Below are 17,297 nucleotides of genomic sequence, written 5' to 3' on the forward strand. Positions count from 1 at the left end.
CGCCGAAGGACCGCCGCCATGCCTGGCTCCGAAACCTACGAACACTTCCTCTCGCTGCACACCCGCCCCGAGGGGCTCGTCATGCCCAACGCCTGGGACGGCCTCTCCGCCCTGCTCATGGCCGACGCCGGCTTCGAGGCGATCGGCACCAGCTCGGCCGCGTTCGCCGCGACGCTGGGCCGGTTCGACGGCCGCCACGCCGTGAGCCGCGAAGAACACCTCGACCACGCGAAGCTCCTCAAGCGACTCACCGAGCTCCCGATCAACGGCGACTTCGAGGACGGCTACGGCGAGACCGCCGAGGACGTGGCCGCCACCGTCGAGGCGGCGGTCGAGGCCGGGCTGGCGGGTATCGGTGTCGAGGACACGACCGGGACGGGTGAGAACCCGATCCGGCCGTTCGACGAGTCCGTGGAACGCGTCCGCCACGCCGTCGGGGCGGCGCGGCAGCGGATCGTCGTCACGGCCCGCGCCGACAACTTCATCCAGGGCATCAACGACCTCGACGACACCATCCGCCGCCTCAGCGCCTTCGCGGAAGCCGGCGCCGACGTGCTGTTCGCGCCGCTCCCGCCCGACCTCGCGTCGGTGGAGAAGATCGTGCAGGCGGTGGCGCCCAAGCCGGTCAACGTCGTGGTGTCGCCGGCGGACAAGACGCTGACGGTGTCCGAACTCCACCAAGCCGGTGTGAAGCGGATCAGCCTCGGGTCGTCGCTTTACGCACACGTGATGTCCGTTCTCGATCAAGCCGCGATCGACCTGGCCGGTGGTGACCTCGCCGCGGCCACGAGCGGCTCGCGGTTCCGGTTCCGCCGCCTGCTGCGCCAGGCCAAGGGGTGACCGGCCGCGAGGGGATCGAGGCGGCGGTCGCGGACATCGCGGCGGGCAAGGCCGTGGTGGTCGTCGATGACGAGGACCGGGAGAACGAGGGTGACCTCATTTTCGCGGCCGAGAAGGCGACGCCCGAGCTGCTGGCGTTCATGGTCCGTTACACCTCGGGGTATGTGTGTGTCGCGTTGACCGAGGCTGAGGCTGATCGGCTGGATCTGCCGCCGATGTATCACACGAACCAGGACGTGCGGGGGACTGCGTACAGCGTCACGGTCGACGCGGCGGAGGGGATCACCACCGGTATCTCGGCGGCGGACCGGGCGCACACGATGCGGTTGCTGGCCGATCCGGCCGCCTCGGCCAAGGACTTCCGCCGCCCGGGCCATGTGGTGCCGCTGCGGGCGAAGGAGGGTGGTGTGCTGCGGCGTCCCGGGCACACCGAGGCCGCGGTGGACCTGGCCCGCATGGCCGGGCTCAACCCCGCCGGTGTGCTGTGTGAGATCGTGTCGCAGAAGGACGAGGGCGACATGGCCCGGCGTGACGAGCTGGAGGTGTTCGCCGCCGATCACGACCTGCGGGTGATCACGATCGCTGACCTGATCGCCTACCGTCGCCGTACCGAGAAGCAGGTGGAGCGGGTCGCCGAGGCCCGGATCCCGCTGGCGGCGGGCACGTTCCGCGCGGTGGGGTATGACAGTCTGCTGGACGGCATCGAGCACATCGCGTTCGTGTACGGCGAGATCGGCGACGGTGAGGACATCCTGGTGCGGGTGCACTCGGAGTGCCTGACCGGCGACGTCTTCGGCTCCCTGCGCTGCGACTGCGCGAGACAGCTGGGCGCGGCTTTGCAGGCGATAGCCGACGAGGGCCGTGGAGTTGTGCTGTACATGCGGGGCCACGCCGGCCGCGGCGTCGGATTGCTGCACAAACTCCAGGTGTACCAACTGCAGGACGCCGATCAAGCCACTGTGGACGCCAATCTCGTCCACGGTGTCGCGGCCGACGCACGGGATTACGGGACCGGCGCCCAGATCCTGCGCGACCTCGGCATCCGCAGCATGCGCCTGCTCTCCGACAACCCGGGCAAACGCGTCGGCCTCGAGGGCTACGGATTGCGTGTCACCACAAGGGTTCCCTATGGCGAAGTCACCCCCGGCCGGGGGTAGCCGCTCGGGCGCGCACGACCTTTACTGGTCGCCACCCCCCAAGGAGAACTCGTATGACCAGTGTTGTTCAGCACGAATCTCTTGTCCACGAACAAACCTTCGACAAACCGGCCGAACGGACGGTCCCGATCGCCGATCCTGGTGTGTGGGCGATCCTGGCGTTTTCCGCCACGTCGCTCATGCTCGGCCTCTACAACGGAAACTTCGTCAACCCCGCCGGCGCCGCCCTCGTGATCCCGGTGGCGTTCTTCTTCGGCGGCGCGATCCAGATCATCGTCGCCGTGCTCGAAGTGGTGCGCGGCAACGTGTTCGGCGCCGTCGTGTTCGGCAGCTTCGGGCCGTTCTGGGTGATCTACGGCTTCATCCAGACGACGTTCGAGGAAAAGGTCGTCGAAGCGGCGACCAAGGCGAACGTCGACCCCGCGGCGGCGGTGTCGAGCGGGCTCACGGTGTTCCTCGCGATGTTCGCCGTGCTCACGTTCGTCTTCCTCGTCTCGGCCCTGCGGACGGACGCGGTGCTCGTCAGCGTGCTGGTGCTGCTGCTGGCGGCGCTGGTGCTCCTCATGATCGGCATCCACAGTGGAGCGAAGGACTTCGTGCACGCTTCCGGGTACGTCACGGTGGTGTTCGCGGTCCTCGGGCTCTACCGGGGAACGGCCGACATCATGACCGCGACCTACGGCCGGCCGGTGCTGCCGGTCTTCAAGCTCGGCTAGCCGGACGGGGCCACGGCTGCCGTGGCCCCGTCCCTTCACAACAGTCCGTTCAGCCGCGCCTGATGAGCGGCGGCAGTCCGGTTGTGGACTTCCAGCTTGCGCATCGCCGATCGGAGGTAGGCCTTGACGGTTTCCAGGCTCAGCCCCAGCCGGGCGGCGATCTCCAGGTTGCTGGCCCCCACCTCCGCCAGCCGCAGCACGTCGATCTCGCGGGGCGCGAGCGAAGCCGACGCCGCGACCTCGGCCCGCGCCGGCTCACCCGTCAGGTCCGCCTGGATCCGCTCCAGCCGCGCCCGCAGCTGCGGATCGCTCGTGTCTCGGATGAGTGCCGCGAGCTCGGCGAGCGCACCCCGCGAGCGGACGGCCGCATGACCGGGATCGCGCCGCAATCGTCCCTCTACATCGGACTGCAGTTGTTCGGCGACCACCACGGCACTGCGCACGGTCCGGTCGCCGATCGGGTTGCCTTCCCGGACCGCGCCGTACAGCACCCCGCGCACCTCACCCCGGACCAGCACGGGTACGGCGAAGACCGAGGTCAGCCCCTCCTGCCGCACGACGACGTCGTACTCGTGGGTGATCGCCATCGTGGACGCGTAGTCGTTGACCCGGAACGGGGTCCGGCTGCGCAGCACGCACCCGCCGAGCCCCTTCCCGGACTGCACGACGAGCCCCCGCAACGCATCGCCGGAGTTGCCCATCAGCCGGTCGAGCACCAGGTGCAGGCCGCCGGCGCCGTGCCGCGTGGTGCCGCCGAGGGCGATCGGCAGGCCGGTCACCTTCCGCAGCCGCTCCAGCCGCTCGGGCAGCAGGTCGTCGACGATGCGCCGGATCGCGCTCCCGTCGTCCACTGTGGCCGTCGGGGTGGGCCACAGTGGACGACGGGAGCGCAGCTCGGGTCCGTTCATGTCCGCCTCGTCACCGTCACGCGTCGGTGGTGAACACCATGCACGAGCTCGTCGCGTGCGCGAGCAGCCGATCTTTCGCGTCGCGGATCTCGGCGTGTGCCAGCGCGGTCCGCCGGCCACGGTTGATCACGTGGCCGGTGGCGCGGAGCGTGCCGATGTCCGCGGTGAGCGGCCGCAGGTAGTGCACCGAAAGGTCCAAAGTGGTGTATGTGCTGCCGACCGGCACGGTCGTCTGCACGGCGTAGCCGGCGGCGCTGTCGAGCAGCGTCGCGGCGACCCCGCCGTGGACGATGCCGATCGGGTTGTAGAGGTGCTCGCCGACCTCGCCCACGAGCACGGCGTGGCCGGACTCGATCTCGGCGAGCCGGAAGCCCAGGGTCGCGGCGATCGGCATGATCCCGGCCTCGCCGGCGTCGAGCAGGTGCCGGCTGAACTCGAGCCCGTCCATCTCGCGGCTGAGTTTGGCCATCTCCTGGGGGTCCACCCAGCTGTATGTCCGAGTGCCTTCCATGGCGGGATCGTACCTCCGATTTACTAGGATGACCTACTGTTGGTCGTCATACCTTCTTCACCGGGGCCCCGGGCGAACCCGGGGCCCCGCCGATCGCGCGCAAGCGTCAGAGCCCGAGCTCGCGGGCGATGAGCATCTTCTGCACCTCGCTCGTGCCTTCGCCGACCTCGAGGATCTTGGCGTCGCGGTAGTACCGCGCAACCGGGGCTTCGTTGATGAACCCCATGCCGCCGAAGATCTGCGTGGCGTCGCGGGCGTTGTCCATGGCGGCGTTGGACGAGATGAGCTTCGAGATGGCGGCCTCGCGCTTGAACGGCTCGCCGCGCAGCATCTTCGCGGCTGCCGCGTAGTAGGCCAGCCGCGCGGTGTGCGTGCGGGCCTCCATCTCGGCGATCTTGAACTGGATGGCCTGGTACTTGCCGATGGGCCGGCCGAAGGTCTCGCGCTCGTTGGCGTAGCGCACGCACTCGTCGACACAGCCCTGCGCGAGCCCCGTGGCCAGCGCGGACACCGCGACCCGGCCCTCGGTGAGGATCGAGAGGAACTGCGCGTAGCCGCGGCCGAGGCCGCCGAGCAGGTTCGCGGCGGGCACGTGCACGTCGTCGAACCCGAGCTCACGCGTGTCCGAGGCGGCCCAGCCGACCTTCGAGTACGGCTTGGACACGCTCAGGCCGGGCGTGCCCGACGGCACCATGATCGTCGAGATCTCCTTGGCGCCCTTGTCGTCCGTGCCGGTCACCGCGGCCACGGTGATCACGCCGGTGATGTCCGTGCCGGAGTTGGTGATGTAGGCCTTCGAGCCGTTGATCACCCAGTCGTCACCCTTGCGGACGGCGGTGGTCCGCGCGCCGCCGGCGTCGGAGCCGGCGCCCGGCTCGGTGAGACCGAACGCGCCGAGCACCCGCCCGGTGCACAGCTTCGGCAGCCATTCCTGCTTCTGCTCCTCGGTCCCGAACCGGTAGATCGGCATGGCGCCCAGCGACACGCCGGCCTCCAGCGTGACCGCGACCGACGAGTCGATCCGCGCCAGTTCCTCGACGGCCAGGCACATCGCGAAGTAGTCGCCGCCCATCCCGCCGTACGCTTCGTCGAAGGGCAGGCCGAACAGGCCCATTTCCCCCATCTTCGCCACGATCTCGTAGGGGAACTCCTCGCGCATGTAGAACTCGCCGATGACCGGCGCGACCTCGTCGCGCGCGAACGCGGCGACCGTCTTGCGCAGTTCCTCGTGTTCCTCACTGAGCCTGTTGTCGATCACGATGACTCCCTCGAGTCCAAAGGACAGTTGTTTCGTTCGGCGTCACCTGGTGGCCGAGGCGGACCGCTGAACCCGGCGATTCCCCGGGGCGGTGATCGTGTGTGCGGCACTCTCGTCGCTTCGGTCACGAGCCGCGCCTGACCGGCGCACACCTGCTCGTCCGCGACCCGTTGTTAGCGGTCGTTAACACGCTCGATGTTAGCGCTCGCTAACCGGGCTGTCCAGGTGACGTACAACGCTCTCCTCGGAAGTTTTCGTTGGCAGACAAGGGGAATGATCGCGATCGTGGCAGAGCGGCCGGAGGCCGACAACGCGGTTACCCCCATTCAAGGGTAGCGGCGGCGGGCCGGGCGATGCATAGTGGCGACGAGCGTAACGTTGTTCCGTATCGATGTTCCGTAACGTCGGTTCACACCAGGGAGGCAGAGTGTTACGATCGCGCTGTGCCCCGGGTGAAGCAACGCACCGAAGCGCTGCGCGAGCGCGGGCTGGCCAGTGCGCTCGCGGTCCTCGCCGAGGAGGGCGTGGCGGGGCTGACCACGCGCACGGTCGCCCGCCGGGCCGAGGCCTCGGTCCCGGCCATCTACGAGGTGTTCGGCGACAAGGCGGGCCTCATCCGCGAGGTCTTCTTCGAGGGATTCCGCCTGCTGGGCGACGATCTGGCCGCGCTGCCGGCCGACGACGACCCGCTGGCGGCCCTGCGGCATCTCGCCGAGGCCTTCCGCCACTTCGTGGTCGCGAACCCGGTGCTGGCCGAGATCATGTTCTCGCGCCCGTTCACCGACTTCGACCCCACGCAGGACGAGGACAAGGCCGGCGTCAAGGTGCGCAAGATCTTCGTGCACCACATCCGCACCGCCGTCGACGCGGGCCTGTTCGCCGCGGACCCGACGGACATCGCGCACGTGTTCTTCGCCTACGTCCAGGGCATCGCGGCCGCCGAGAGCGCCCACCGGCTGGGCGGCTCGAAGCAGTCGGTGGACCGCCGCTGGCGCCTGGGGCTCGACGCGTTGATCGCCGGCCTCGGCCAGGCTCCCGCCCCCGTTCGTCGTCGTGCCGGGACTCGCGCCAAGAACGCCTGAGCGCCACCGCACGACCTCGCTCTTTTCCTCGGGCCCATGCCCGTTTCCGCACGTCAGGAGATCAACCATGGCCAGCCGTGCCCCCCGCCGGCCCCCGCTCGACACCCCGCCCGACCTGCTCGACTTCACCCCGAGCGAGGACCAGCGGCTGATCCGCGACACCGTCGCCGAGTTCGCCGCCGAGCACCTGCGTGCGCGGGCGGGCGAGGCCGACGCGGCGGGCGCGGCGCCCGACGACCTGGTCACCAAGTCCGCCGAGCTCGGCCTCAGCCTGCTGGGGGTGCCGGAGGAGCTCGGCGGCGTCGCCACCGCGCGGTCCGCGGTCACCGCGACCCTGGTCACCGAGGCACTGGCCACCGGCGATATGGGGCTGGCCGTGGCGTGTCTCGCCTCGTCGGCCGTGAGCACGGCGCTCGTGCTGTGGGGGAGTGGCGAGGCGCAGGAGGCGTACCTGCCCGAGTTCGTCGGGGACACCGTGCCGGCGGCGGCTCTCGCCATCCTCGAGCCGCGGGCCGTGTTCGACCCGTTCGAGCTGCGCACGGTGGCCCGCCGCACGGCGGGCGGGTTCGTCCTCGACGGGGCCAAGTCGCTGGTGGCGCGGGCCGCGCAGGCCGAGATGTTCGTGGTCGCGGCGGAGCTGGCCGGCCAAGGGCCTGCGTTGTTCATCGTCGAGGCGAACGCCCCGGGGCTGAGCGTCGAGGCCGAACCCACGATGGGCCTGCGCGCGGCCGGCACGGGACGGCTCGACCTGGCAGCGGTGCACGTACCCGAAACGGCCCTGATGGGTGACGCCGAGCCGGCTGCCTACGCGGAGTGCGTGCGGCTGTCGCGGCTGGCCTGGTGCGGTCTCGCGGTCGGCACCGCGCAGGCCGTGCTCGACTACGTGATTCCGTACGTCAACGAGCGCGTCGCCTTCGGGGAGCCGGTGAGTCATCGCCAGGGGGTCGCGTTCAAGGTCGCCGACATCGCCATCGAGCTCGAAGGCATGCGGCTGGCCACCTACCGCGCGGCCGCTCGCGCCGACGCCGGGCTGCCGTTCGCCCGCGAGACGGAGCTCGCCCGCAGGCTGTGCGCCGACAAGGGCATGCGCATCGGCAGCGACGGCGTGCAGCTGCTCGGCGGCCACGGCTACGTCAAGGAACACCCCGTCGAACGCTGGTACCGCGACCTGCGCGCGGTCGGTGTCGCCAGCGGTGTCGTGCTCGTCTGAACCGGTACGCAAGGAGCAAGCCAGTGATCCACCTCGAAGTGCCGGCCAGACTGTCCACAGTGGTCGACCAGGCCCATCTCACCGCGGAGAAGCTGCTCCGGCCGGGTTCCCGGCGCAACGACCGCGCCGAGCACACGCGTCCGCCGGAGCTCGACGCCCTCGCGCCGCTCGCGGACAGCCTCAACACGGCGGGCGGTCGGCCCACGGCGACCGCGGAAGTCCGCAATGGACGCAACCTCGCCAGCGTGCTCGGCATCATGGAGCTGTGCTGGGGTGACGCGGGAATGCTGTTGTCCCTGCCCCGCTTGGGGCTCGGCAACGCCGCCATCGCGTCCGTCGCGAACGCCGAGCAGGCCGAACGGTTCGCGGGCAAGTGGGCGGCGATGGCCATCACCGAGCCCGACACCGGTTCCGACTCCGCCGCCATCCGCACCACGGCCGTGCTCGTCGGGGACCACTACGTGCTCAACGGCGAGAAGATCTTCGTCACCTCCGGCGAGCGCGCCGACGCCGTGGTGGTGTGGGCGACGCTCGACCGCACGCTGGGCCGCGCGGCGATCAAGTCGTTCGTGGTGGAGAAGGACTCGCCGGGGTTCGAGCTCGTGCGCCTGGAGCACAAGCTCGGCATCCGTGCCTCCGACACCGCGCACCTGCGCTTGGACAACGTGCGTGTGCTGCGGGAAAACCTGCTCGGCGACCCGGAGATCAACGTCGAACGCAGCTTCGCCGGCGTGATGCAGACGTTCGACAACACCCGTCCGCTCGTCGCGGCGATGGCCGTCGGCGTGGCGCGGGCCGCGCTCGACGAGACGCGCACGCTGCTCGCCGAGGCCGGCCTGACCATCGACTACGACCGCGCCGGCCCGCGGCAACCCGCGGCCGTCGCGACGTTCCTGGACCTGGAGGCCGACTACGAGGCGGCCTACCTGCTCACCCTCGAAGCGGCGTGGATGGCGGACAACGCCCGGCCGAACTCGATGCACGCGTCGATGGCCAAGGCGAAGGCCGGCCGCAGCGCCACGGACATCGCGCTGGGCTGCGTCGCGCTCGCCGGCAGCCTCGGCTATTCGGAGGACTCACTGCTGGAGAAGTGGGCGCGCGACGCGAAGATCATGGACATCTTCGAAGGCACGCAACAGATCCAGCAGCTCATCGTGGCGCGCCGGCTGCTCGGCAAGTCGTCCGCCGAACTCAAGTGATCGGAGTGGATCATGCTCTCCTACGCCCGCGGCGCCGACAGCCCGGCCCTGCTCGAAGAGACGATCGGCGCGAACTTCGAACGCACCGTCGCCGCGCACGGTGACCGCGAGGCCCTGGTCGAGTTCGCGACCGGACGGCGGTGGACCTACACCGAGCTCAACGCGGACGTCGACACGCTCGCCCGGGCGTTGATGGCCGTCGGGGTCGAAAAGGGCGACCGCGTCGGCATCTGGGCGCCGAACTGTGCCGAGTGGACGATCACGCAGTACGCCACCGCGAAGATCGGCGCGATCCTGGTCAACATCAACCCGGCGTACCGCACGCACGAGCTGGCGTACGCGCTCGAACAGTCCGGCGTCACGCTGCTGATCTCGGCGAGCACGTTCAAGACCAGCGACTACGGGGCCATGATCGACGAGGTCCGTGCCGGCACCGCGCTGCGCACCGTGGTGTACCTCGACACCGACGACTGGCAGCAGCTGCTCGACTGCGCGACGGGCGAGGAGGACCTTGCCGGACGGCTGGCTTCGCTCAGCCCGAGCGACCCGATCAACATCCAGTACACGTCGGGCACCACGGGGTTTCCCAAGGGCGCCACGCTGAGCCACCGCAACATCCTGAACAACGGCTTCTTCGTCACCGAGACCATCGGCTTCAGCCCCGAAGACCGGCTGGCGATCCCGGTGCCGTTCTACCACTGCTTCGGCATGGTGATGGCCAACCTCGGCTGCACCACGCACGGCGCCGCGATGGTCATCCCCGGCCCGGCGTTCGACCCGGCGACCACGCTCAAGTCCATTCAGGACGAACGGTGCACGGCGGTGTACGGCGTGCCGACGATGTTCATCGGCATGCAGGCGCTGCCCGCTTTCGCGGAGTACGACGTGAGCACGCTGCGCACGGGGATCATGGCCGGCGCGCCGTGTCCCGTCGAGGTGATGAAGCGCTGTGTCACCGAGATGCACCTGGCGGAAGTGTCCATTGCGTACGGAATGACAGAGACTTCACCGGTGTCGTGCCAGACGCTGGCCGACGACGACCTCGACCGGCGCACCGCGACGATCGGGCGTGTGCACCCGCACGTCGAGATCAAGATCGTCGACCCCGAGACCGGCGAGACCGTGGAACGCGGGACGCCGGGCGAGTTCTGCACGCGTGGCTATTCGGTGATGATCGGGTACTGGAACGACCCGGAACGCACGGCGGACGTCCTCGACGCCGACGGCTGGATGCACACCGGCGACCTCGCCGTGATGCGTGAGGACGGTTACGCGCTGATCGTCGGCCGGATCAAGGACATGGTGATCCGGGGCGGGGAGAACGTGTATCCGCGGGAGATCGAGGAATTCCTCTACACGCACCCCGACATCGAGGACGTGCAGGTGGTCGGGGTGCCCGACGAGCGGTTCGGCGAGGAGCTGTGCGCGTGCATCAAGGTGCGCGCCGGCGCGGCTCCGCTGGACGCGGCCGCGATCCGCGCCTTCGCGACGGGAAAGCTGGCGCACTACAAGATCCCGCGGTACGTGCGCCTGGTGGAGCAGTTCCCCACGACGGTGACCGGCAAGATCCGCAAGATCGAGATGCGGGCGGAGTCGGCCAAGGCGCTGGGGCTTCCGGTGCCGACGCTGTGAGGGGCCATGGCTCCTGACGCCGACCTGGCGGCGCGGATCGTCATCCGCCGACCTGTCGCCGGAGACGGTGAGCCGGTCGGAAGATTCCTGATCGGACTGTCGCTCGCCAGCCGGTACCACCGGTTCTTCTCCGGCATCCGGTACATCTCCCCGGCTTTGCTCACCACGCTGACCACGGTGGCGCCCGGCCAGGTCGTGCTCCTCGCGCTCGACGGCGAGACCGTGGTCGGGCACCTGATGGCGACCGACCACGACGGTGACGGGGTGGACATCGGCATCGTCGTCGCCGAGGACTACCAGTTCCGCGGGATCGGCCGGAAACTCCTGCAGGAGCTGACGAACGCTCTGTCGGACGGCGGTTCGACGCGAGTGCGGTGTGATGTGCTCGGCGCCAACTACTTCGTGCTCGACTGGCTGCGGCGGCGGTTGCCGGACATCCGGTTCGTGCGACACGGGGAGACGATCACCGTCCACGGAACCCTTGCCGCTCCTGGGAACCCGCGGCGGTGACGTACACCGACAGCGTCACTTGACGCTCGCGCCGAAGATCACTGTCCACATAGGTTTGGCGCGTCAACGAACAAGCACTATCTCCCAGGGAGCTGGAATGATCAACCGGAGGCAGTTCGGCCAGGCCTTCGCCGCGACGGCGGCGGCCGCGTCGCTGGCCGCGTGTTCCACCGGACAGGGCGCACCGGCAGCCGCGCCCGCCGCCGCACCCGGCGACGACCTCAGGGTCGGCTCCGGCAACAACACCTCGCTCGGCCCGATCAAACAGGTCAAGGCCGGGCTGCTCGACGTCGGGTACGCCGAGTGGGGCCCGGCCACGGGCAAACCGGTGGTCCTGCTCCACGGCTGGCCGTACGACCCGCACAGCTACGTCGACGTCGGCCCGCTGCTCGCGGCGGCCGGCTACCACGTCTTCGCGCCGTTCCTGCGCGGTTACGGGCCGACGACGTTCCTGTCGAAGGACACCGTCCGCAATGGACAGCAGGCGGTCGTCGCGCTCGACATCGTGGCCATGATGGACGCGCTGCACCTCGACAAGGTGATCCTCGGCGGCTACGACTGGGGTGTGCGCACCGCGGACGTCATCGCGGCGCTGTGGCCGGAGCGGGTTCAGGCGATGGTGGCGGTGAGCGGGTACGGCATCAACAACCTGGAGGTCAACAAGCAGCCGCTGGCGCCGCTGGCCGAGTACGGCTGGTGGTACCAGTACTACCTCGCCACGGACCGCGGTGTCCTCGGGTACACGAAGTACCGGCACGACTTCAACAAGCTGATCTGGAAGAACGTCTCTCCGAAGTGGAACTTCGACGACGCGACCTACGACCGCACGGCGCAGGCGTTCGACAACCCCGACCACGTGGCCATCGTCGTGCACAACTACCGCTGGCGCCAAAGCCTCGCGCCGGGCGAACCGCAGTACGACGTCTACGAGCAGAAGCTTCAGGCCTCACCCAAGATCGGCGTCCCGACGATCACCATCGGCAGCGACTTCGACGCCGCCGCGGCCGACGGCAAGGCCTACCGGGACAAGTTCACGGGCAAGTACGAGCACCGGACGTTCACCGGGATCGGCCACAACGTGCCCCAGGAAGCACCGCAGCCGTTCGCCAAAGCCATCATCGACGTCGACAAGTTCTGAGGCTGCCCGCGAAAAGTCCGTTCGAGGGGAATTGTGCAGTTCTGCCGCGGGAGTTGTGCTCCAGTCGGTCGGTGACCGGTGTGGGACTCGCCACGAGCGGGCCGGTGAGCAGGCCGGGCTTGCGAAGATCGGCCCGTGCGCACAGGACTTCTCGCTGCCGAAATACCAACTCGCCTCGCTCTGTGGCACTCCGGCGCTCGGAGAGCGAACGGTTCCGGCCATGACCGGCTGATCGCGGCGGTGGCCGGGCATGGCTGAGGAGTTCCGGCTGCGGTCGGTGGCCGTCGCGGTGTACGGGCCCGCCGCGTTGTTCGGGCTGGCGGAAGGGTCGATGCTGCCGGTCGTCGCGCTGAGCGCGATCGACCGCGGAGCCACGACGTCGGTGGCGGCGTTGATCGGGGCGCTGCTCGGGATCGGCTCGCTGATCACGAACATCCCGGCGGGCATCCTCGCCACGCGGGTCGGTGAGCGGAAGTCGATGTTGGTGGCGGCCGGGGTGACCGCCGTCGGGCTCGTGCTGTGCCTGGTGAACATCGGCGCGGGGCAGGCCGCGCTGGTCGTCTACGGCGCCGGCGTGCTGCTGATCGGTGCGGCGAGCGCGGTGTACAGCCTGGCACGCCAGTCGTACCTGACCGAAGCCGTGCCGCTGCACATGCGGGCGCGGGCGTTGTCGACGCTCGGCGGGACGATGCGCGTCGGGCTGTTCCTGGGTCCCTTCGCCGGGGCCGCGGCGATGCAGATCTGGGGACAGGCCGGCGCGTACTACCTGAGCCTCGTCGCGGTGCTCGCGGCCGGGATCGTCGTGTACCGGGTGCCGGACCTGGAGACGGTCGAGGAAAACCGCGCGGCCGCGGCGGCGGTCACGACGTGGGGGATGGTCAAGCAGAAGTGGCGGGTATACGCGACGCTCGGCGTCGGCATCCTGCTGCTGTCGGGGATCCGGCAGACGCGCCAGACCGTCGTTCCCCTGTGGGCGGCCCACCTCGGCCTCTCGCCCACGGTCAGCTCGGTGATCTACGGCTTCGCCGGCGCGATCGACGCGCTGGTCTTCTACCCGGCGGGCAAGGTGATGGACCGCCGTGGCCGCCGGTGGGTCGCCGTCCCTTGCACGTTCGTGCTCGGAGCTTCCTTCGTCCTCATGCCGCTGACGCACGGGCCGGTTCTGCTCGCCCTGGTGGCCATGGTGATGGGCTTCGGCAACGGCCTCGGCTCGGGCATCGTGATGACACTCGGCGCGGACGTCTCGCCGACCGTCGGCCGCCCGACCCACATCGGCATCTGGAACGAATTGGCCGACATCGGGTCCGGCCTCGGCCCGCTGCTGCTGGCCGGTGTGACCGCACTGGCCGGGCTCGGGCTGGGGATCGTCGCCAGTGGATTCGTCGGCTTCGCCGCGGCCGGGGCGCTGTGGGCGTGGATCCCGAGGACGGCGCACCGGGTGCGAAGAGTCGCCGAGCGGACGTGACCGCCGCGGCGCACACGCGGCGGCTCAGGCGTCAGCGGCCCGGACGGCGGCGGCTCAGACGGCAGCGGCTCAGGCGTCGAACCACTCCTCGGCGCCGTGGCTCGCGACGCGCAGCTGGCCTCCCACGAGCGCCCACAACACGCTGGCGAAGAAGTGCCCGTTCAGCATCAGCACGATCCCCTGGATCACGATCAGCCAGTTGACCGTCGTCATCGCACGCAGCACCCACCGCGCACCACCGCCGAGTGCGACGGCGCACGCCGCGAACGTCGCCGCACCGGCCACGTCGAGCACCACACCCGCGACGAGGAACGCACTCCACCAGCCGCTGCTGTCCCCGACCTCGGCGACGCCGTAGCCCGTCGCCAACAGGGCGGCGGCGACCTGCAGCCACAATCCCCACCGCAGGACGCGGATGGTCGGTGGTTCGTCGACTGCCACTGTCCTCAACCGATCACAAAGTGTCGCAACGACACCAGCGGCTGTCCGAATTCGCACAACCCGTGCGGCGGACCGCACACCCCAGAACCGCTCACGTGCGAAGGTTATCGCCGGGAGGACGGAAAACGGGCTGACCGTGATCGAAACCGGTCAGCCCGCTGTCCATTCCCAACACGGCGTCAGAAGCCGGGGAACACCCGGCGCAGGTCGTCGAGCGAGAGGGCGCCGTCGACGGTCACGCCGGTGTCGCGCGGAGGCTTCAGCCGGCCGCTGACCAGGCGGATGAAGGCTTCGGCCGGGCCGTTGAACGTGGCCGAGGGCGATTCGAGGTGGTCCACCACCGTCACGGCTTCGTCGATCACCAGGCCGGCACCCGGGATGGCGACCGACGCCGGCTTGCCGAGTTCGGCCGGTTTCGCCAAGAAACCGAGCATGAAGCCGATCGGGCCGGCCATCAGGTCGACGAGCACCTCGGCCGAGCCGGCTGCCACGCCGGCCTGGGGGTCGAACGCAACGCGCACGTCCCACGAGTGGTTGGCCACCTCGTTGAGGCGCATGCCCAGGGCGGTCAGCAGCGAGACCGGCTCGGGCAGGAAGCCGAGGTCGACGGTCAGCGACGAGCGCTGTTCGGGCGTAAGCGCCTCGACGGTGTCGAGCCAGCGGGCGTTGTGCTCCAGGAAACCTTCGGCCTGCGCGCGCGGCGCGGAGCCGTCCCAGCGGGCCCAGATCGTCGGGTTGTCTTCGACCGCCACGGTCTCGCCGGCGGCGCGGGCGATCGGCGGGCGGCCGATCTCGGCGCCGCTGCCGAGGTGGGACAGGGCCTGCGCGACGGTCCATTCGGCGGCGCCGCTGGTGGTGGCCAGCTGCTCGTCGGTGAGGGTGCGGACGAGGGCGGCGAGCGTGTCGTGCTCGGCGCGAAGGGCGGTGATCGTGCGGTCCACGAGTTGGCTCATGCCACGCTCAACTCCCGAATGGACGGCTGTGTTCCGCCGATCACCGAGCGGCGCACTCCTTTTTCCGCTCGCGGTACGCGCGCGTGGCCATCTGGCCGCTGCACGTCGTGCTGCAGTACAGCGCCGAGGAGTTGCGCGTCTTGTCGAAGAACGCCGTGTAGCACGTGTCGTTCTTGCACACCTTCACCCGCGGCCACGCGCCCCGCGAGGCGAGGTCGGCGACCGCGCTGAGCAGGTGCGAGAACGACCGGTCGACGCCGGTGCCGGTCGGGTGCAGCTCGCACCCCTCCGCCGTGACGACCGTGGTCACCGGGAAGCGCACCGCGGCCCGCTGCAGGTGGGCTTCGGACTCGGCCACCATCGCCACGCCCTCGTCGCAGCCGACGTGCGCGCGCAGGATGCCCAGCAACGCGTCGCGCAGTTCGCGGGCGGTGGCCGCGTCGGCGTCGGTCGCGCCGGCGGAGTCACCCGCGTCGACGGCCTGGAACCACTTCGCGACGGCGGCGCCGTCGGCCAGCTGCTCCTCGGCCTGTTTGCCGTGCACCCGCGTGTTCACGAACCCGACCAACAGGTTCGAGCTCACGCACTCGTCACCGGCGCGCGCGGGACCCAGCGTCACCTTCACAGCCGCCACCTCCGGTCTCGAGTGTAGCCGACCGAAGTGTCATGACCTAAGTTGTTAAGCAAGTCACAAGAGCGCTCGATTCATTGCCAGGTGACATGCATCAGGGAATAGCCTATGACACGTGATCAAGCCCGCGGCTCGCTCCGGAGCGCGGGAAATCCCCAAGGAGAACGAAGACATGACCAAGCTGCTGGTGATCCTCACGTCGGCCACGAAGTGGAGCCAGAAGGACGGCAGCCAGCGCCCGACCGGGTTCTGGGCCGAGGAGTTCGTGGTGCCGCACCGCATCCTGTCCGCGGCGGGCGTGGAGCTGACCATCGCGACGCCGGGCGGGCGCCCCGCCCCGGTCGACGAGCTGAGCCTCAGCCTGCAGGCCAACGGCGGCAACCAGGCCCACGTCGACGACATGCGCGCGTACGTCGAAGCCCACCGCGAGCTGCTGCAGTCGCCGGCGCGGCTCGAGGACGTGGACCCGGCCGGGTTCGACGGGGTGCTGATCCCCGGCGGCCACGGCCCGATGCAGGACCTGGCCGTGAACGCCGACGTCGCCCGCGTGCTGGCCGCGCTGCTGCCCCACGAGTCCAAGGTGGTCGCGTCGCTGTGCCACGGCCCGGCAAGCTTCTTCTCCGCCGGCGACCCCGAAGGTGGCTGGCTGTTCAAGGGCCGCAAGCTCACCGCGTTCTCCGACGAGGAGGAGCAGCAGGTCGGCCTCGCGCAGAACGCGCCGTGGCTGCTGGAGGAGCGGCTGCGCCACGCCGGCGCCGAGTACTCCTCGGGTCCGGCCTGGGGTTCGTACGTGGTGGTCGACGGCAACCTGATCACCGGCCAGAACCCGGCCTCGGGTGAGCAGGCCGCCGAAGCGCTGCTGAAGGCGCTGGCCGAGCGCGGCTGAAACCGTCCCGGCAACGGGAGCCTTGACAGTTCTGAGTGCGCCAACGCAGAATGGCCGCGATCTGAGTTGGACAACTCAGATTCCCGGTGCCGGCTGTCCTGCGTGGACGTTGCCGGTCCTCGCCGTGCCGGCGACCGCAGGAGGAACCGTGCAGGAGTCAGACTGGAAATCCGTGCTCGACGCGGCGAGCACGGCCGCGCTGGACTACCTCGGCTCGCTGCCGGACCGGCCGGTGTTCCCGACCGCGGACCACGCGACGATCCGCGCCGCGCTCGACCGCCCGCCGACGACGCGAGGCCTCGACGCGGTGCGGGTCGTCGACGAGCTCGCTCGTGATCTGGAGCCCTACGTGGCCGCGCAGGCGAGCGGGCGCTACTTCGGTTACGTCGTCGGCGGCCTGCACCCGGCCGCGCTCGGCGCGGACGTGCTGGTTACAGCGTGGGACCAGAACGCTTCGCTCTACCCGTCGACGCCGGGTGTCGCCGTCGCGGAGGAGCTCGCGGCCGAGTGGCTGGTCGACCTGCTGGGACTGCCCGGCGAGAGCTCGGTCGGGTTCGTCACCGGCGGGCAGATGGCCACCTTCACCTGCCTCGCGGCGGCCCGGCACCAGGTGCTGCGCGACGCCGGGTGGAACGTCGAGGCCGACGGTCTCGTCGGCGCGCCGCGGATCACCGTCGTGGTGAAGTCCGGTGCGCACTCGACCGTGCTGCGGGCGCTGCGGTTCCTCGGCCTCGGCGAGCGGGCGCTGGTCACTGTGGAC

16 protein-coding genes and 2 pseudogenes are annotated in these 17,297 nt (G+C 69.9%); 12 read left to right on the forward strand and 6 right to left on the reverse strand.

Annotation, left to right across the window (positions count from 1 at the left end; genetic code table 11):
• The first annotated feature begins 18 nt into the window (after positions 1-18).
• From AB0878_RS42050 to AB0878_RS42060, 3 genes and pseudogenes are all read left to right on the forward strand, one after another.
• Positions 19-840 (forward strand): isocitrate lyase/phosphoenolpyruvate mutase family protein, encoded by an 822-nt coding sequence (locus AB0878_RS42050; protein ID WP_366587467.1) that lies wholly within the window; start codon positions 19-21, stop codon positions 838-840.
• Positions 837-1,967: pseudogene (locus AB0878_RS42055) on the forward strand (bifunctional 3,4-dihydroxy-2-butanone-4-phosphate synthase/GTP cyclohydrolase II); the annotation flags it as partial. The gene AB0878_RS42050 and the pseudogene AB0878_RS42055, both read left to right, overlap by 4 nt.
• A gap of 83 nt (positions 1,968-2,050) precedes the next feature.
• Positions 2,051-2,713 carry an acetate uptake transporter gene (locus AB0878_RS42060; RefSeq protein ID WP_366587469.1) on the forward strand — a complete coding sequence of 221 codons (663 nt, stop codon included), beginning with the start codon at positions 2,051-2,053 and terminating at the stop codon, positions 2,711-2,713.
• A gap of 35 nt (positions 2,714-2,748) precedes the next feature.
• Here AB0878_RS42060 and AB0878_RS42065 read toward each other — a convergent pair whose 3' ends face one another.
• The 3 genes from AB0878_RS42065 to AB0878_RS42075 all read right to left on the reverse strand — a co-directional run bounded on the left by AB0878_RS42065 (position 2,749) and on the right by AB0878_RS42075 (position 5,390).
• Positions 2,749-3,621: a LuxR C-terminal-related transcriptional regulator gene (locus tag AB0878_RS42065; RefSeq protein ID WP_366587471.1), complete on the reverse strand. Its 873-nt coding sequence runs from the start codon at positions 3,619-3,621 to the stop codon at positions 2,749-2,751.
• A gap of 16 nt (positions 3,622-3,637) precedes the next feature.
• On the reverse strand, positions 3,638-4,132 hold the full coding sequence (locus tag AB0878_RS42070; protein WP_366587473.1) for a PaaI family thioesterase: 495 nt from the start codon (positions 4,130-4,132) through the stop codon (positions 3,638-3,640).
• Between the two features lie 106 nt (positions 4,133-4,238).
• Positions 4,239-5,390 carry an acyl-CoA dehydrogenase family protein gene (locus AB0878_RS42075; RefSeq protein ID WP_366587475.1) on the reverse strand — a complete coding sequence of 384 codons (1,152 nt, stop codon included), beginning with the start codon at positions 5,388-5,390 and terminating at the stop codon, positions 4,239-4,241.
• 443 nt (positions 5,391-5,833) lie between these two features.
• On the opposite strand from AB0878_RS42075, the gene AB0878_RS42080 reads away from it, so the two are divergent.
• The 7 genes from AB0878_RS42080 to AB0878_RS42110 all read left to right on the forward strand — a co-directional run bounded on the left by AB0878_RS42080 (position 5,834) and on the right by AB0878_RS42110 (position 13,626).
• Complete coding sequence (locus tag AB0878_RS42080; protein WP_366587477.1) at positions 5,834-6,472, forward strand: TetR/AcrR family transcriptional regulator; 639 nt, start codon at positions 5,834-5,836, stop codon at positions 6,470-6,472.
• 67 nt (positions 6,473-6,539) lie between these two features.
• Complete coding sequence (locus AB0878_RS42085) at positions 6,540-7,682, forward strand: acyl-CoA dehydrogenase family protein (RefSeq protein WP_366587479.1); 1,143 nt, start codon at positions 6,540-6,542, stop codon at positions 7,680-7,682.
• 23 nt (positions 7,683-7,705) lie between these two features.
• Positions 7,706-8,881, forward strand: coding sequence for an acyl-CoA dehydrogenase family protein (locus AB0878_RS42090; RefSeq protein WP_366587481.1), 1,176 nt, complete (start codon positions 7,706-7,708; stop codon positions 8,879-8,881).
• Positions 8,882-8,893: 12 nt separating this feature from the next.
• Positions 8,894-10,513: an AMP-binding protein gene (locus AB0878_RS42095; protein WP_366587483.1), complete on the forward strand. Its 1,620-nt coding sequence runs from the start codon at positions 8,894-8,896 to the stop codon at positions 10,511-10,513.
• Between the two features lie 6 nt (positions 10,514-10,519).
• Complete coding sequence (locus AB0878_RS42100) at positions 10,520-11,023, forward strand: GNAT family N-acetyltransferase (RefSeq protein WP_366587485.1); 504 nt, start codon at positions 10,520-10,522, stop codon at positions 11,021-11,023.
• Positions 11,024-11,120: 97 nt separating this feature from the next.
• On the forward strand, positions 11,121-12,161 hold the full coding sequence (locus AB0878_RS42105; protein ID WP_366587487.1) for an alpha/beta hydrolase: 1,041 nt from the start codon (positions 11,121-11,123) through the stop codon (positions 12,159-12,161).
• A 250-nt stretch (positions 12,162-12,411) separates the two neighbouring features.
• Positions 12,412-13,626 carry an MFS transporter gene (locus AB0878_RS42110; RefSeq protein WP_366587489.1) on the forward strand — a complete coding sequence of 405 codons (1,215 nt, stop codon included), beginning with the start codon at positions 12,412-12,414 and terminating at the stop codon, positions 13,624-13,626.
• Between the two features lie 69 nt (positions 13,627-13,695).
• Here the strand turns inward: AB0878_RS42110 and AB0878_RS42115 are convergent, their stop codons facing one another.
• The 3 genes from AB0878_RS42115 to AB0878_RS42125 form a co-directional block, all read right to left on the reverse strand.
• Positions 13,696-14,067, reverse strand: coding sequence for a hypothetical protein (locus AB0878_RS42115; RefSeq protein ID WP_366587491.1), 372 nt, complete (start codon positions 14,065-14,067; stop codon positions 13,696-13,698).
• A 179-nt stretch (positions 14,068-14,246) separates the two neighbouring features.
• Positions 14,247-15,020: a maleylpyruvate isomerase family mycothiol-dependent enzyme gene (locus tag AB0878_RS42120; RefSeq protein ID WP_366587494.1), complete on the reverse strand. Its 774-nt coding sequence runs from the start codon at positions 15,018-15,020 to the stop codon at positions 14,247-14,249.
• Positions 15,021-15,060: 40 nt separating this feature from the next.
• Positions 15,061-15,645 (reverse strand): CGNR zinc finger domain-containing protein, encoded by a 585-nt coding sequence (locus AB0878_RS42125; RefSeq protein ID WP_366587496.1) that lies wholly within the window; start codon positions 15,643-15,645, stop codon positions 15,061-15,063.
• Positions 15,646-15,823: 178 nt separating this feature from the next.
• Here AB0878_RS42125 and AB0878_RS42130 point away from each other — a divergent pair, with 178 nt between their 5' ends.
• The gene (locus tag AB0878_RS42130) at positions 15,824-16,537 is read left to right on the forward strand and encodes a type 1 glutamine amidotransferase domain-containing protein (RefSeq protein ID WP_366587499.1); all 714 of its coding nucleotides are present in this window, start codon (positions 15,824-15,826) and stop codon (positions 16,535-16,537) included.
• Between the two features lie 148 nt (positions 16,538-16,685).
• Positions 16,686-17,297 (forward strand): annotated as a pseudogene (locus AB0878_RS42135) (aspartate aminotransferase family protein); the annotation flags it as partial.

This window comes from Amycolatopsis sp. NPDC047767 (genome assembly GCF_040704195.1).
In the GTDB taxonomy this organism is placed as follows: Bacteria; Actinomycetota; Actinomycetes; order Mycobacteriales; family Pseudonocardiaceae; genus Amycolatopsis.